Source organism: Butyricicoccus sp. AM78-15b2TA (assembly GCF_027665985.1).
In the GTDB taxonomy this organism is placed as follows: Bacteria; Bacillota; Clostridia; order Oscillospirales; family Butyricicoccaceae; genus Agathobaculum; species Agathobaculum butyriciproducens.
This window is the reverse complement of sequence record NZ_JAQEHY010000027.1, coordinates 1-14,220: the sequence shown is the minus strand read 5'-3', so window position 1 is coordinate 14,220 and position 14,220 is coordinate 1. Positions and strand designations below refer to the sequence as shown.

Here is a 14,220-nt window from a genome sequence, read left to right as displayed (position 1 = left end):
CCGCAGCCGATCAGTGCAATGTTCAGATTTTCCATGATAAATTCCTCCTGAAAAAGTGATAAATTCGTGTTGTGCAGTTGCCTGCGTTATTTACGGTTTGTTTTGCTGCACGCGGCTTGCTCGAAGTTTTGCGTGCACTGCTCATTTCTGAGGTCAAGGTGATTATACATCCGCGTTCACGAGAACGCAAGAGGAAATTTCAAATTTCGTAAAAAAATTTTGCTTTCCGGCGGTGAGGACAATTCACCGCCGGAAAGCGAGGGATCAATGCACAAAGAGTGCAACAAGGGACAAATTAAGCTGCGATGCCGAGAGGAGAGAACAGGATATAGATCGCAACAGCGATAATCAGACCAATGATGGAAACTACATGACGGTACTTCCACGGGGTCAGATCAACTGCGCCGACGTCGTGAATCTCATATTCCTCACCCGGACGATACTTGTTCAAGTACCACATGATGAGCAGCTCGATCGGGAACAGAACAGCCATTGCGTACAGATAGTGGATCGGGTTGGACGAACCGGGATAGCACGGCTTGATCAGCAGGAAGGCGCCGTAGCATACAACGTGGAACACGGTGATTACCTTCGGCATATACTTCGGGATGCGCTTGAACATGAAGATGCCGAGGATGGTGCACAGTACCGGCAGGGATACGAACTGGCTCATAGAGTTCAGGAAGGTGGTAATGCCGCCGGCGTACATAACGAACGGAGAGATGACGATTGCTACACAGCCTGCGATGGTGCCGTAGATCTTGCCGACCTTGACGCACTTGGTGTCAGAAGCCTGCGGGTTGATGGACGAACGGTACAGGTCAAGGGTGAACATGGTGGACGCGGAGTTCAGCACAGAGTTGAACGAGGAGAGGATCGCACCGAACATGACTGCGGCGAAAAAGCCCATGACCGGCTTCGGAACGATCTCAGCGATCAGTGCCGGATAAGCAAAGTCGATTGCAGAGGAACCGGCAGCGGTCAGCTTGTCCTGAATGGACGGCAGGTAGAATGCGATAACGCCCGGAATAACGAGGTACAGAGGGCCGAGGCACTTGAGGAAGCCGCAGAAGATAGCGCCCTTCTGACCTTCCTTCAAGCTCTTTGCTGCGAGGGAACGCTGTACGAAGGACTGGTTGGTGCACCACCAGTACAGGTTGTTGAAGAACATACCGGTGATGATCAGCGGCCACGGAACTTCCGGTTCGGGTGCGTTCCATGCGTTGATTGCGTTCATTTTAGCCGGATCTGCCTCCACCATGTACTTGATGCCGTCGAAAATGCCATGGCCGCCGGTTGCTGCAGACAGTGCCGCGAAGCCGAGGAAGGGGATCATCAGACCGCCGATAATCAGACCGACGCCGTTGATGGTATCAGATACTGCAACTGCTTTCAGGCCGCCGAAAATCGCGTAGCAACCGCCGATGATGCCGATAATGATGCACAGGATGGCAACAGCCATGAACTTGCTGGTGCCGAGGATGCCGGAAATATCGAAGATCTGCTCAAATACGACCGCACCGGAGTACAGGATGACCGGCAGGTTGAGGATGGAGTACATGATGACGATTACGAGCGAGAACATCGTTTTGGTGCCCTTGCCGTAGCGTGCTTCCATCAGAGAAGGAATAGTCATGGCGCCCATTTTGAGGTATTTTGGCAGGAAGTAATACGCCAGAACTAGCAGCGTAAACATCGAGCCGACCTCCCATGCAATCGGGCCCATATTGGTTTTCCAGCTTTGACCGTTCAGGCCGACGAGCTGCTCGGCGGAGAGGTTGGTCAGCAGCAGAGAACCGGCGATTACCACACCGGGCAATCCGCGACCGGCGAGGAAGTAGCCCTCAGCTGTGTCGAGCTGCTCATCGCGGGTTTTCCAAGCGGAAATGACCGCAACAAGCACCGTGAACAGCAGGAAGGAGATGCCTGTCCAGGCGAGTGAGGAGAAGAATGACATTGTGTTACCCCCTATAAGTAAGATATAGTCTGTGGCGTTCTCGTGAACGCACATTTTGAAAAATAATTCCCCGTCGAAAATGCACTTGAATCATGGGTGATGTTCACTGCGTTTTCAGGGGATTTATTTCGTTGTCTATAGGTTATCACGATATCCTGCGCGTTTCAAGTCTTAAGAATGATATTCTGAATGATTCGGTGAACGCAACAAAAACACGGATGGTTTTTTGTGCGAAAGGACATTTATTTTCGTGAGCATGCGTGCAAAGGCGTGCACTATGTTGGTGAAACTGCACGAAAAATAGACGATTCGTTTGTAAATAAGCCGTACAAAAACGGAAACGCGTAAATTTAAACGGAGATACACGCAAAAAATAGTTGCAAGATGCGTGCAGTGTGCTATACTGTAACTAAAGAAAAAAGAATGTGGTGAGGAAACACCGCACAATGAAAGCTACGGTGCTTTCTATCATAGAATAAGGAGGAAAAAACATGGCTGTAACCGCACAGCAGATCGCGGAGCTGGCAGGTGTATCCCGCGGTACGGTAGACCGTGCGCTGCACAATCGAGGGCGCGTAAACCCCGAAGTAGCAGCGAAAATTCATAAAATTGCAGCAGAATTAGGGTATAAACCCAACCTGATCGGACAGGCGCTGGTCAAATCCCGCAGGGAGTTCAAGCTGGGGGCGATCCTGCAATCCGTCGAGACGCCGACGATACAGATCGTGCGTGCAGGCGTGCAGCGTGCCGCAGAGGAGCTTGCCGCCTCGGGCGTGGAACTGATCATGCGCGAAAACCGTGGTCTGGATACCGAAATGGTACTCGAACACATTGAAGAACTGGTTTCACAGGGCGTGCAGGGACTGGCTATCGCACCGAACAACTCGCCGGAGATTCGCCAGTGCATCGATGAACTGTACGAACAGGGCATTCCGGTCATCACACTCAACTCGGATGCACCGGGCAGCAGGCGTCTTGCGTTCATTGGTATGGACAACTACCGCGCCGGACAGACCGCCGCAGGCTTGCTTCGGCTGATGCTGCCCACTGGCGGCAAGGTGCTTCCGCTGGCGGGACACTTGAATAATACCGCACATAATAACCGATTAAACGGATTTATGGATACCATTAATGGCGAAACAGGAAACGAAATTGAACTGTTAGCATTTCAGCCATGTTTCGACCGGGATGACTATGCTCACGAGATTACGCAGCACGCATTGCGTGCAAATCCTGACCTGACCGGCATTTACGTTGCGTCCAACGGACAGGCCGGTGCGTGCGCAGCTGTAGAGGAAGAAGGCCGAAAGGGCAAGGTCAAGGTCGTTGCATTCGACCTCAACCCGATGAATATGAAGCTGCTCCAGTCAGATAGCTTGAGTTTTGTGCTCGATCAGAAGGCATTCGAGCAGGGATACCGGCCGCCGTTCCTGCTGTTTGATTACCTGCAGAACAGAAAAGCACCGGAAAAAGAACTGCTTTATACGGATATTGCAATCAAAACCAAGTTTAACAGTGATAAACCTGTGGGAGTGGAATAAGAAAGAACCGCACATTGTGCGGTTCTTTCTTGAGGCTGTCGAAAAACTAACGTTTTCCGAGCAGCCTCTCGCTCGAAACCACGCTTTCGAGCGAAACCGAAGAAAAACCGCGCCCTGACGGGCACATTTTTTCTTCCTTTGTATAAATTCCGAGATACATGCTCCCGGAATTTATGAATTTGCTTTGCAAATTCTATTTTATGCGTGCTGCCGCACGAAACGCAAAACGCCAATCTGACTTTTTTGACAGACTGAAGAAAGAACCGCACATTGTGCGGTTCTTTCTTATTAGCGTTGAGCGTGAAGAGCAAAGATGCAAATCAGCGTTTATTCTGTATTAAACTGGTGCAGATAGCCGTTATATTGGCGTTTTGAAGTGTATCTGCAAAACTTTTCGCTGCTGCCGGAGATATCGTTTCCACCTGATTGAGCACAACGATATCCGCTAAGTGTTCTGCGATAATGCCTTGCGCGGCCAGCTCCGGCGTGACAATACCGCTCATGTGTGCACCGGTGCGCGCACAGAACAGTTCCGGTCGGTGTACGGTCTGTTCGACCGGCTTTCCAAACCCGGATGCGCCCACGACGCACACGGTTTTGCGTGTATTCTCAGGTATGACCGGCTCATGCGAGGCGTGTGCCTTGAGCGGCAGCCGCTTGGAGCCGTCGGCCTCCACAATCACATAGTCAGCGGCGTCCGCGAGCACGGAAAAGGGAAGTGCCGGCGCGGTCAGCTTGCCCTCAGCGGCAGGCGTGCCCATGCAGATCACGCGGTGAAGCGCAAGTGCGCGGCGGACCTGTTCGATGTCATCCGTCACCAACAGGGGAATGCCCGCAAACGGCAAAATGTGCGTGGAAGTCGTCAAAATCACCGTTCCGGATAATTCTTCGGCCAGTATACGCAGTAAAGTTGTTTTTCCGCCGCTGCCGATCACGGCGGTTATGCCTTTTATCATGTGTAATTGTTCACATATTTTCATAAATCCACCTAATACAGCCATGTTTACCGTAGGGCGGGATGACCTCATCCCGCCGTTGTAAATTATCTGCATGTTGTTATATGCGGCGGGAGGTCACCCCGTCCTGCAGCCATGCTTTTATAATAGTATTATATCATGTCTGCCACACAGAAAAAATATTGACTTCACTCGACCGATACGCTATAATCATCGGTAGCAATCGTTATAGTTTGCAAAATACAACGAAGATAAACGGAGGAAAACGCCATGTTAGTCGTGATACGCGGTGCGGGAGACATTGCCACGGGGATTGCCTTGCGGCTGTACCGCGCAGGCATTCGTCTGGTGCTGACAGACCTGCCGCAGCCAACGTCGATCCGCCGCACGGTATGCTTTTCGGAAGCGATTCGATTGGGCGAAACAGTCGTTGAGGGCGTGCATGCACGCCGAGCCGATACCGCAGCCGAAGCGGCAGCACTGACCGAACAGGGCATCATTGCTGTGCTGGCCGATCCGGCGGCAGGCTGTGTGCAGGAACTGCACCCTGATGCCCTGGTGGACGCGATTCTGGCGAAGAAAAACCTCGGTACGCACATCACGGATGCGCCGATCGTCATTGCGGTCGGTCCGGGCTTTACGGCCGGCGTGGACTGTCACGCGACAGTTGAGACCATGCGCGGGCATACACTCGGACGGGTGCTGTATACGGGTTCGCCGCTGCCGAATACGGGCGTTCCCGGTGTGATAGGCGGCCATGCGGCAGAGCGCGTTCTGCGTGCCCCGGCAGACGGTTTATTCGAGCCGTGCCATGAAATTGGCGATCTGGTTGAGGAGGGAGACACCATCGCGTACGTTGCGGGAAAACCCATGAAAACCACCATCAGCGGCTGTCTGCGCGGTCTGCTGCAGGCTGGCGTACCTGTACATGAGGGTATGAAATCTGGTGACGTTGATCCGCGCGGCAAGCGTGAAAACTGCGATACCGCATCCGATAAGGCGCTTGCGGTCGGCGGCGGTGTGCTCGAAGCGCTGCTTCACTTTTCCAACGTATTTCATTAAAGTGTTATAAAATAAGTGAGAAAACGCAATGAAAAACAACCATTTTGCAAGATTTGCAGCAGCGGCTCTGTCACTGGCAATGCTGGCAGGCTGCGGCGGCGGTACGCAGAACACGGACAGCAGCGCGGCGGGCACGAGCTCTGCAGATCCGGTAGAACTGACCGTATTTGCGGCGGCCTCCATGACCGAGACCCTGAACCGGATCGCAGAGGACTACAAGGCGGTTGACCCGAACGTCACCCTGACGTTCAACTTTGCCTCCTCCGGCGACCTGCTCACCCAGATCAAGGAGGGCGCGGACTGCGACGTATTCATCTCCGCAGCGCCCAAGCAGATGAACGCACTCGACGGCTCGCTCATCGAGGACACCGACAAGAACCCGGACGGTCTGGACGAGCTGCTGGACGGCACCCGCATCGACCTGCTCGAGAACAAGGTAACACTGGCTGTGCCGGAGGGCAACCCGAAGGGAATCAAGAGCTTTGACGATCTTGCAGAGAAGCTGAAGAGCGGTGACGTGCTGCTTGCCATCGGCAACAGCGATGTACCGGTCGGTCAGTATACCCAGAAGATTTTCAGCTGCTACAAGCTGGATGAGAAGGCGCTGGCGGATGCAGGCGTGCTGACCTACGGCTCCAACGTAAAGGAAGTTACCACACAGGTAAGCGAAGGCGCGGTTGACTGCGGCATTATCTACGCAACCGACGCATTCTCGGCAGGTCTCGACACGGTTGACGAGGCAACTGCTGACATGTGCGGTCAGGTTATCTATCCGGCAGCCGTGCTCAAGAACAGTACGCACGCAGACGAGGCAAAGGCGTTCCTTGACTATCTGACCACCGATGAAGCAGGCAAGGTATTCGAGAGCGTAGGCTTTACCACGTTGGCATAATCTGATACAATAGAAAGGCGAGGGAGCAATCTCTCGCCTTTATTTGCAAAAGGAGACGATTATGGACTGGTATCCATTATATAACTCACTGCGTATCGCGCTCATTTCCACGGTTATCATCTTCTTCGCGGGGATTGCGGCGGCCTATTACGTTGCGCGTCTGCCGCGCGTGCTCAAAGGTGTGCTGGATGTGCTGTTCACGCTGCCGCTCGTGCTGCCGCCTACGGTGGTCGGCTATCTGCTGCTGCGCGTGCTCGGACCGAAAAGAGCCGTCGGCGCATGGGCGCTCGCGCATTTTAATCTCAAGCTGACCATGGTCTGGTGGTCGGCGATTTTCGCAACCGCCGTTGTCATTTTCCCACTCATGTACCGCACGGCGCGCGGTGCGTTCGAGAGCTTTGACGAAACGCTTGCCGACGCAGGCCGCACGCTCGGCCGCTCGAATACCTGGATTTTCTGGCGGGTGCGCATGCCCTGCTGCAGGCAGGGTATCCTTGCGGGAACGGTGCTCGCGTTTGCGCGTGCACTCGGCGAGTACGGCGCAACATCCATGGTGGCGGGCTACACGCCCGGACACACGGCAACGATTTCGACGACGGTCTATCAGCTGTGGCGCACGAATGATGACGCGCTGGCGTTCAAGTGGGTCGTGGTCAACCTTGCCATCTCGGCGGTGGTGCTGCTGGCGGTCAATCTGCTCGAAAAGCGGGAGAGAGGAGTGCGTAAGGCATGGCGCTGATCGTTAATATCGAGAAAACGCTCGGTGATTTTCACCTGAAAGTGAATTTCACTGCCGAGCGGGAAGTGATGGCGCTGCTCGGCGCCTCCGGCTGCGGCAAGAGTATGACGCTGGGGTGCATCGCGGGCATCGTGAGACCGGATAAGGGTCATATTGAGTTGAACGGGCGCGTCCTGTTCGACAGCGAAAAGAAAATCGACCTGCCGCCGCAGAAGCGAAAGGTCGGCTGCCTGTTTCAGCAGTACGCGCTGTTTCCGCACATGACGGTCGAGCAGAACATCCGCGCAGGCGCGCACGCCCGTCCGAAAAACGAGCGCGAACAGGCGGTGCGGGAGGTCCTGCACGCGTTCCGACTCGAAGGACTGGAGAACAACCGTCCGAGTCAGCTTTCCGGCGGGCAGCAGCAGCGGTGTGCGCTGGCGCGTATTCTGGTCGGGCAGCCCGAGCTTGTGCTGCTCGATGAGCCGTTTTCCGCGCTCGATGCGTACCTGAAATGGCAGGTGGAACTGGAGCTTTCGGACATCCTGAAAAATCTTTCGTGCGGTACGCTGTTCGTCACGCACAACCGCGACGAGGTCTACCGCCTGTGCGATACGGTGTGCGTGCTGAACAAGGGAAAATCCGACCCGAAGGAGACGGTCAAGGAACTGTTCCGCGCACCGGCAACCATGGGGGCTGCACTGATTTCCGGCTGCAAGAATGTCTCTGCCGCCGAGGTAAAACAGGATGGGACCCTGTTTTGCAAGGACTGGAACGTAACGCTCAAAACCGCACTGCATGTGCCGAAGGATATCGCTTATGTCGGGATTCGTGCGCATTACTTCACTACAGATGGCACGGAGAACGCCATTCCGTGCACGGTGGAGCGTGTAGTCGAGAACCCGTTTTCGACCGTGGTCATGCTGCAGACGACAGGTGCAGGCAGGCTGCGGTGGGAGCTGGATAAGGCGGTCTGGGAGACGCTTTCCGGCACAGAAAAGCTGACGCTGTACGTCCGCCCAGAGGACGTTATGCCGCTGACGGAGTGAGCAAAATGCTGGATAATCAAGGAAGAAATATTCGCTATCTGCGGCTGTCGGTGACCGACCGGTGCAATTTCCGGTGCCGGTACTGTATGCCCGCTGAGGGCGTGTGCAAGCGGGAGCACAGTGAAATGCTGTCGTTCGAGGAGCTGACCGAGATCGTGCGGGCGGCGGTTTCGCTCGGTGTCAGCAAGGTGCGGCTGACCGGCGGAGAGCCGCTCGTGCGGCGCGGTATCGTGGACTTGTGCCGCAGTCTACGTGCCATTAATGGTGTGCGGGAGCTCACCATGACGACCAACGGCGCACTCCTGCCGCAGTACGCCGCAAAGCTGAAACAAGCAGGGGTTGACCGGCTGAATATCAGTCTGGACACGTTAAACAAGGATAAATTTGCGTCGCTGACGCGTGGAGGCTCGCTCGCGGATACGCTGGCCGGTCTAGACGCGGCGCGGCACGCCGGATTCCGCGGCACAAAGCTGAATGCCGTGCTGCTCGGCGGCGTAAACGAGGATGAGATTCCGGCACTGGCGCAGCTGGCGCAGGACGGAGAATTTGAGGTGCGCTTTATTGAACTCATGCCGATCGGTGAGTGCGCGGACTGGCCGCGTGAGCGGTTTCTCTCTGCGGATGCGGTGCTGCACGCCCTGCCGGAGCTGCAGCGTCTGCCGAATGAAGGCGTTGCGGAACTATATCGAATGCCCGGCTGGAAGGGGAAAATCGGTCTGATTCGCCCGATGAGCCACCGTTTCTGCGCCGAATGCGACCGCATCCGCGTTACCGCAGACGGCAGGCTGAAACCGTGCCTGCACTCGGCGCAGGAGATTCCGCTGCGCGGTCTGCACGGCGAAAACCTTGAACGCGCACTGCGCGAGGGTATGTTCGGGAAACCGGTCAGCCACCATATGCAATCCGGGCAGCCGAGTGAAAGCCGGAGAGGCATGAGCCAAATCGGGGGATAAATAATGGGAAATTGAGAATGGAAAATGAGCCGATAAGGCTGCATTTAGTGCATTTATTTTTTCATTATAGCACGATATAACACTATGGCATTTGTAGGGCGGGATGACCTCATCCCGCCGTATACTAACGAATTGGAAGAAGAAAGAGTAGCATGGCAAAAGTAACAGCAGTTTGTATTAGTGAACATAAAGGAACAAAAAAGCACCCGGTGGAGCGTATCACAGTGAAAGAAAACCACGGCATCGTCGGTGACGCGCACGCGGGCAATTGGCATCGGCAGATAAGTCTGCTGGCGCAGGAGAGCGTGGACGAAATGCGCCGAACCGGTCTGACGCTCCATGCGGGCGACTTTGCGGAGAACATCCTCACCGAAGGGATTGACCTCAAGCATTTACCGGTCGGTACGGTGCTCCGCGTGGGAAAAACGCGTCTGCAGGTGACCCAGATCGGTAAGGAATGCCATAATGACTGTGAAATCCGCCGTCTGACGGGCAAATGCGTCATGCCGACCGACGGCATTTTTGCCATTGTGCTGACGGGCGGCACGATCATCGCCGGTGACGAGATCGAGGAGGAAAAGCCATGAAATGTATCAAAACCGAGGACGCGGTCGGCCATGTTCTGTGCCACGACATGACGCAGATCATCCCGGGCGTGAGCAAGGGGCCGCGCTTCCGCAAGGGCCACATCGTCACCGCGGAGGACATTCCGGTGCTGCTTTCGATGGGTAAGGAGCAGCTTTACGTCTGGGAGCTGCAGCCGGGTTTTCTGCACGAGAATGACGCGGCAGAGCGGCTGTGTGCGCTCTGTCAGAACGCCAACATGCGTAAAAGCGAGACAAAAGAGGGCAAAATCGAGCTTTCTTCGGACATTGACGGCGTTTTTCTGGTCGATACCGAACGACTGAACGCGGTCAACAGCATTGACGAAATCATGATCGCCACCAGACGCGGCAACGGCATCGTCCATCCGGGTGATAAGCTGTGCGGCACGCGCGTCATCCCGCTCGTGATCGAGGAGGAGAAACTGCGGCAGGCTGAGCAGGCGGCGGGCGGCACGCCGATTCTGGAAGTCCGCCCGTTTACACTGAAAACAGCAGCCGTTGTCACTACCGGCAGCGAGGTCGCAAAGGGCCGTATTCCGGACAGCTTCACGCCGGTTGTAGAACGAAAGCTGGCTGCACTCGGCATCAGAATGACCGAGCACGTTCTGGTCGAGGACGGCATAGAGAACGTCGCAGCGGCCATCGAGCAGATGAAAAACAAGCCGGTCGATATGATCCTGTGCACGGGCGGCATGAGCGTCGATCCGGACGATTCCACGCCGGGTGCGATCAAACAGAGCGGCGCGGATATCGTCACCTACGGCGCGCCGGTGCTCCCGGGCGCCATGTTCCTGTTGGGCTATTACGCGGACGGCCGTCCGGTGATGGGTCTGCCCGGATGCGTCATGTACGCCAAGGCCACCGTTTTTGATCTGGTTCTGCCGCGCATCGCGGCGGGCGTGCGGCTGACCAGACGCGATTTTGTTGCACTCGGAGAAGGCGGTCTGTGTCTCGGCTGTGAGGTCTGCACCTATCCGCACTGCGGCTTTGGAGGTATGTGATATGTCGTGTTCCGTAGGGGCGAACAGTGTTCGCCCACTGACCGCTAAAGTTATTACAGTAAGCGACCGGTCGTTCCGCGGTGAGCGTGAGGATTTGAGCGGCCCTGCCGTCAAGAATCTGCTCGAGCGGGCAGGCTACGCGGTCGGTGCGGTCGAGGTGCTGCCGGACGAGCAGCCGCGTATCGAGTCCGCGCTCATCCGTGCCGCCGACGAGGAGAAGCTCGCACTCATCGTCACCACCGGCGGCACCGGCTTTGCACCGCGCGATGTAACGCCGGAGGCGACTATCAAGGTCTGCGAAAAGCTCGCGCCGGGTATCCCGGAGGCCATGCGGGCGGCATCCATGCAGATTACGCCGAAGGCGTGTCTGTCGCGCGCGGCAGCGGGCATTCGCGGCACGAGCCTGATCATCAATCTGCCGGGCAGTCCCAAGGGCGCGTGCGAAAATTTGCAGGCCGTGCTCGAACTCGTTGAGCATGGGATTTATATCCTGCAGGGCGGGAAAGAATAATGGAGAATTGAAAATGGAGGATGGAGAATGAAATGTCAGATTTCAGTTTCTGCTCCGAATAGAAAACACCCCGAACCTGTGGTTCGGGGTGAGGCTGTCGCGAAACTACAGTTTCGCCGACAAGCAGGAACGGACCGTGGGCCGTTCCAAAGTCGTCCGAAAGTTCCTATACAGAAACTTTCTCCCTCCAGAAGTTCAAAAAGGGTGATACATGCTCCCCCTTTTTGAGCATTTGCAGAGCAAATGCTATTTTATGCGCGCTGCCGCGCGAAATACTGAAAACTGCTGACTATACGACTTTTTCGACAGACTGACCCCGAACCTGTGGTTCGGGGTGTTTTTTGATTGGGTTCAATTTCAAAAGAAAACGGTCAACTACTGTGTTAATTTTCCATTCTCAATTCTCCATCCTCAATTTTATATTTACTCCAAATAAATCGAAAACTCCTGTTTTTCGGTAACATACCCGACGATCTTCGCCTCCGGCACGCTCTGCTGCAGCTCATCCAGACAGCCTTGCGCATCCTGCTCCGGCAGGGCAAACAGCAGGCCGCCGCTGGTCTGCGGGTCGTAAAACAAATCCTGCAGGGTTCGTGAAATCTTACCCTTGACACATACGCCGGCTTCCGCATACTGCCGGTTGCGGTACGCGCCTGCCGGAATCAGTCCCATCTCTGCCAGCGGGTACGCTTCTGCATGATAGGGTACGTCGTCTGCACGAAGGTGCACGGAAACGCCGCTGCCCTGTGCCATCTCAAAGCTGTGGCCGAGCAACGAAAAACCGGTGACATCCGTGCAGCTGTGCACCGGATATTTCACCATAACATCACGCGCGGCCTTGTTGAGCGCAGCCATCTGGCGGTAGATGCGGTCAAGCACGGACTTTTCGACCAGCTCCGCTTTTGCTGCTGTGGTCAGCACGCCAACGCCGAGCGGCTTGGTTAGAATCAGCACGTCCCCCGGCTTTGCACCGCTGTTGGTGAGCACCTTTTTCGGATGCACGAAGCCCGAAACCGCCAGTCCGTAGATCGGCTCGGCACCCTGAATGGTGTGACCGCCCGTGATGATCGCGCCGGCCTCGTAGGCCTTGTCGTAGCCGCCGCGCAGGATTTCCTGCACCGCATGATCGTCCATGCTCTGCGCCAGACACATGATGTTGAGCGCGAGCTTGGGCTCACCGCCCATGGCGTACACGTCGCTGAGTGCGTTGGCAGCCGCGATCTGTCCGTACAGGAACGGATCGTCCACGATGGGCGGGAAGAAGTCGGTCGTCTGCACGAGCGCGGTGTTTTCGTCGAGAACGTATACACTCGCATCATCGCTCTTGTCATAGCCGACGATCAGACGCGGGTCGGTATGCGTGCGAAAGCCTTCAAGCAGGTGTACGAGCGTTCCGGCACCGACTTTTGCGCCGCAGCCGGCGCAGCCTGCAAGTTTGGTCAGCTTTACTTCGGTCTCCATCGAAAAATCTCTCCGTTTCCGTGATTTACTCTTCTTATTGTACCAAAATCCGTGCAGATTGGCAACCTTCATTCGCCTTGCATAGACTGGATGGGAGGGGATGCCATGGCGACCGTCAGCCTTTGCATGATCGTACGCAATGAGGAGAAGGTGCTCGCGCGGTGTTTGGACAGCGTGCACGGCATTGCGGATGAAATTTGCATCACGGACACCGGCTCGACCGACAAAACGCGGGAAATTGCCAAAAAATACGGCACTGTGCAGGTGTTCCCGTGGTGCGATGATTTTGCTGCCGCACGCAATTTTTCGTTTGCACAGGCGTGCATGGACTATACGCTGTGGCTGGATGCGGACGATGTGCTTCTGCCGTCCGACCGTCAGAAATTGCTTGTGCTCAAAGCGGAGCTGGACGGCACGGCCGATGTCGTCATGCTGCCGTACCACACCGGTTTTGATGAGCAGGGCAGACCGACGTTTTTCTGTTACCGTGAGCGGCTGCTGAAAACGTCTGCGCATTTTCGATGGCAGGGTGCGGTGCACGAGTGCATTGTGCCGCGCGGGAACATCCGGTACAGAGACGCGGCGGTGACACACCGCAAGCCGCCGTGTGCGTACTCCGACCGCAATCTGAAAATCTACGAAAACCTGCTCGCTAAGGGGGAAAAGCTGGATGCACGCGGCAGCTATTATTACGCGCGCGAGCTGCTGGCGCATAAACGGTACGCACAGGCGGTCGAAGCGTTTGAAGCCTTCCTTGCGATGCCGGACGGCTGGACGGAGAACAAAATAGATGCGTGCCTTGGTCTGTCGCAGGCGCTGACCGCCCTCGGTGAGCACGAGCAGGCAAAGCGGGCACTGACCCGCTCGTTTGCACTGGAGGTGCCGCGCAGTGCCGTATGCTGTGCGCTTGCAGCCCTCGAATATGCGGATAACCGCGCAAGACAGGCGGTGTTCTGGTACGAAACCGCCATTCGAGCCGCAAGCACAGCACCGCACGGCTTTATTGATGTGAACGCCTGTGCTTATGCGCCGGCACTCGGCTTGTGCGCCTGCTGGCACAAATTGGGAGACCCCAAGCAAGCCTGTGCCTGGAATGAAAGGGCAGCACTCGTGCGCCCGCAGTCGGCGGCGGTGGCGTACAACCGACGGTATTTTGCCGCGCAGGGTCTCACCGCAAAGCCGCCTTCGGCATAGACTGAACTGCCGGAGTTTTCCGGCAAATCGGAAGGAAGGGAAGAACGACATGAACGATCGACAGGACTGCTGCGGCAACTGGGAACGCCCGAGCGAACGCTGGCAGGAGCGCGTGTGCGATGCGGTGATGGGCAACGGCCGACCGGACGCGATGGGACCTCCCGGACCTCCCGGTCCTCCGGGTCCGCGCGGACCGCGAGGAGAAAGGGGACCGATGGGGCCAATGGGGCCGAGAGGCATTCCGGGTCCTCCGGGACCGCCGGGCTTCCCGGGACCCATCGGCCCGACCGGCCCCGCAGGTGAAGCAGGCGCAGTTGGCC

The 14,220-nt window shown here is 56.3% G+C and carries 14 protein-coding genes; 11 read left to right on the top strand and 3 right to left on the bottom strand.

Annotation, left to right across the window (positions count from 1 at the left end; genetic code table 11):
- Nucleotides 1-295 precede the first annotated feature (295 nt).
- Nucleotides 296-1,957, bottom strand: coding sequence for a solute:sodium symporter family transporter (locus PGS25_RS14675; RefSeq protein WP_270419267.1), 1,662 nt, complete (start codon nt 1,955-1,957; stop codon nt 296-298).
- Nucleotides 1,958-2,448: 491 nt separating this feature from the next.
- Between PGS25_RS14675 and PGS25_RS14670 the strand changes: the two genes are divergently transcribed.
- On the top strand, nt 2,449-3,498 hold the full coding sequence (locus tag PGS25_RS14670) for a LacI family DNA-binding transcriptional regulator (RefSeq protein WP_270419265.1): 1,050 nt from the start codon (nt 2,449-2,451) through the stop codon (nt 3,496-3,498).
- 320 nt (nt 3,499-3,818) lie between these two features.
- Here PGS25_RS14670 and yqeC read toward each other — a convergent pair whose 3' ends face one another.
- A complete protein-coding gene (gene yqeC, locus PGS25_RS14665) occupies nt 3,819-4,454 on the bottom strand; it encodes a selenium cofactor biosynthesis protein YqeC (protein ID WP_270419263.1) in 636 nt (211 codons plus the stop codon).
- A 270-nt stretch (nt 4,455-4,724) separates the two neighbouring features.
- Between yqeC and yqeB the strand changes: the two genes are divergently transcribed.
- The 8 genes from yqeB (at nt 4,725) to PGS25_RS14625 (ending at nt 11,245) form a co-directional block, all read left to right on the top strand.
- On the top strand, nt 4,725-5,516 hold the full coding sequence (yqeB, locus tag PGS25_RS14660; protein ID WP_118481248.1) for a selenium-dependent molybdenum cofactor biosynthesis protein YqeB: 792 nt from the start codon (nt 4,725-4,727) through the stop codon (nt 5,514-5,516).
- A gap of 28 nt (nt 5,517-5,544) precedes the next feature.
- Entirely contained in the window at nt 5,545-6,408 is an 864-nt protein-coding gene (gene modA, locus PGS25_RS14655; RefSeq protein ID WP_270419260.1) for a molybdate ABC transporter substrate-binding protein, read from the top strand.
- 61 nt (nt 6,409-6,469) lie between these two features.
- Nucleotides 6,470-7,147 (top strand): molybdate ABC transporter permease subunit, encoded by a 678-nt coding sequence (gene modB, locus PGS25_RS14650; RefSeq protein WP_270419259.1) that lies wholly within the window; start codon nt 6,470-6,472, stop codon nt 7,145-7,147.
- Nucleotides 7,138-8,175, top strand: coding sequence for a sulfate/molybdate ABC transporter ATP-binding protein (locus tag PGS25_RS14645; protein WP_270419258.1), 1,038 nt, complete (start codon nt 7,138-7,140; stop codon nt 8,173-8,175). The genes modB and PGS25_RS14645 overlap by 10 nt, the downstream gene beginning before the upstream one ends.
- Before the next feature lie 5 nt (nt 8,176-8,180).
- Complete coding sequence (gene moaA / locus PGS25_RS14640; protein ID WP_270419257.1) at nt 8,181-9,128, top strand: GTP 3',8-cyclase MoaA; 948 nt, start codon at nt 8,181-8,183, stop codon at nt 9,126-9,128.
- Nucleotides 9,129-9,280: 152 nt separating this feature from the next.
- The gene (locus PGS25_RS14635; RefSeq protein ID WP_270419256.1) at nt 9,281-9,715 is read left to right on the top strand and encodes an MOSC domain-containing protein; all 435 of its coding nucleotides are present in this window, start codon (nt 9,281-9,283) and stop codon (nt 9,713-9,715) included.
- On the top strand, nt 9,712-10,734 hold the full coding sequence (locus PGS25_RS14630; protein WP_270419254.1) for a molybdopterin-binding protein: 1,023 nt from the start codon (nt 9,712-9,714) through the stop codon (nt 10,732-10,734). Before PGS25_RS14635 ends, PGS25_RS14630 begins: the two co-directional genes overlap by 4 nt.
- A gap of 1 nt (nt 10,735) precedes the next feature.
- Nucleotides 10,736-11,245, top strand: coding sequence for a MogA/MoaB family molybdenum cofactor biosynthesis protein (locus tag PGS25_RS14625; RefSeq protein WP_270419253.1), 510 nt, complete (start codon nt 10,736-10,738; stop codon nt 11,243-11,245).
- A 423-nt stretch (nt 11,246-11,668) separates the two neighbouring features.
- On the opposite strand, the gene selD is transcribed toward PGS25_RS14625, so the two are convergent.
- Complete coding sequence (gene selD / locus PGS25_RS14620) at nt 11,669-12,706, bottom strand: selenide, water dikinase SelD (RefSeq protein ID WP_270419251.1); 1,038 nt, start codon at nt 12,704-12,706, stop codon at nt 11,669-11,671.
- A gap of 105 nt (nt 12,707-12,811) precedes the next feature.
- On the opposite strand from selD, the gene PGS25_RS14615 reads away from it, so the two are divergent.
- Complete coding sequence (locus tag PGS25_RS14615; RefSeq protein WP_270419250.1) at nt 12,812-13,900, top strand: tetratricopeptide repeat-containing glycosyltransferase family 2 protein; 1,089 nt, start codon at nt 12,812-12,814, stop codon at nt 13,898-13,900.
- A gap of 49 nt (nt 13,901-13,949) precedes the next feature.
- The coding region (locus tag PGS25_RS14610; protein WP_270419248.1) for a hypothetical protein at nt 13,950-14,220 on the top strand (271 nt) is incomplete at its 3' end.

Bases quoted from the DNA above. Each gene is read 5' to 3' on its own strand.
- PGS25_RS14675 (WP_270419267.1), bottom strand. From the start codon at position 1,957: ATGTCATTCTTCTCCTCACTCGCCTGGACAGGCATCTCCTTCCTGCTG.
- PGS25_RS14670 (WP_270419265.1), top strand. From the start codon at position 2,449: ATGGCTGTAACCGCACAGCAGATCGCGGAGCTGGCAGGTGTATCCCGC.
- yqeC (WP_270419263.1), bottom strand. From the start codon at position 4,454: ATGATAAAAGGCATAACCGCCGTGATCGGCAGCGGCGGAAAAACAACT.
- yqeB (WP_118481248.1), top strand. From the start codon at position 4,725: ATGTTAGTCGTGATACGCGGTGCGGGAGACATTGCCACGGGGATTGCC.
- modA (WP_270419260.1), top strand. From the start codon at position 5,545: ATGAAAAACAACCATTTTGCAAGATTTGCAGCAGCGGCTCTGTCACTG.
- modB (WP_270419259.1), top strand. From the start codon at position 6,470: ATGGACTGGTATCCATTATATAACTCACTGCGTATCGCGCTCATTTCC.
- PGS25_RS14645 (WP_270419258.1), top strand. From the start codon at position 7,138: ATGGCGCTGATCGTTAATATCGAGAAAACGCTCGGTGATTTTCACCTG.
- moaA (WP_270419257.1), top strand. From the start codon at position 8,181: ATGCTGGATAATCAAGGAAGAAATATTCGCTATCTGCGGCTGTCGGTG.
- PGS25_RS14635 (WP_270419256.1), top strand. From the start codon at position 9,281: ATGGCAAAAGTAACAGCAGTTTGTATTAGTGAACATAAAGGAACAAAA.
- PGS25_RS14630 (WP_270419254.1), top strand. From the start codon at position 9,712: ATGAAATGTATCAAAACCGAGGACGCGGTCGGCCATGTTCTGTGCCAC.
- PGS25_RS14625 (WP_270419253.1), top strand. From the start codon at position 10,736: ATGTCGTGTTCCGTAGGGGCGAACAGTGTTCGCCCACTGACCGCTAAA.
- selD (WP_270419251.1), bottom strand. From the start codon at position 12,706: ATGGAGACCGAAGTAAAGCTGACCAAACTTGCAGGCTGCGCCGGCTGC.
- PGS25_RS14615 (WP_270419250.1), top strand. From the start codon at position 12,812: ATGGCGACCGTCAGCCTTTGCATGATCGTACGCAATGAGGAGAAGGTG.